The sequence below is a fragment of the Leptospira saintgironsiae genome, assembly GCF_002811765.1.
GTDB lineage: Bacteria > Spirochaetota > Leptospiria > Leptospirales > Leptospiraceae > Leptospira_B > Leptospira_B saintgironsiae.
Genome location: NZ_NPDR01000039.1, coordinates 1 through 655, shown reverse-complemented (window position 1 = coordinate 655; position 655 = coordinate 1). Strand labels below are relative to the sequence as shown.

At 41.8% G+C, this 655-nt stretch carries 1 protein-coding gene; it reads right to left on the bottom strand.

Going from position 1 to position 655, the window contains the following annotated elements; all coding sequences use genetic code 11:
- Window positions 1–513: hypothetical protein (locus CH362_RS19125; RefSeq protein ID WP_133124481.1), on the bottom strand; the 513-nt coding region annotated here is incomplete at its 3' end.
- Window positions 514–655: the final 142 nt, after the last annotated feature.

Below are 655 nucleotides of genomic sequence, written 5' to 3'. Positions count from 1 at the left end.
ATACGATGGATAAACTCCTCTTTCATGGGATCCTGGATTTTCGCCGCCCATATCATATACAGGAGCTGGACCGCTCGGGAGCCAAGCGCCATATTTATCGTATTTCCCATAACTCGAGCTGGTAAAATCTACATCTCCGGTTTTAAATCGATCCACCATGTATTGCGCGAAACTTCCTTCGTAAGCCCCATTCATAATTCCCTGAACATAACCCGCATACATTTTGCATATTGGGCTACCAAATGAATTTCCAATTTCTGCTGCTGGTTTATTTCCGAAAACTAAAGCTTTAACCTGCTCAAAGCGAGTCCGGGCCTTTGCATCATTTCCCCAGACTTTCGGATCAAATTCAAAGCCAGATCCGTTTCTTCCAAATTTTCCGCGCATATACTCTACTGTTGCAGCAACTTGAAGCTTCAAACCTTGATTTGCACCATACTGTGTAGTTAAATTATCATCCACTAGCCTCTCGTACAACTCACTTTTCGCCTGCTCCTTCTCTTTTGCTGACAAAGTTCGATCATTTTCGATTTGGCGAACAGAGTTTTGTTCGAATGCTCGTTCTACAGTTGTCTTATAACGCTCAGGATTATTATAAGGGGAATTTTTAATAAAATCTTCTTTAGATTGGGTCCCACTTTCACTAGTTCGAACT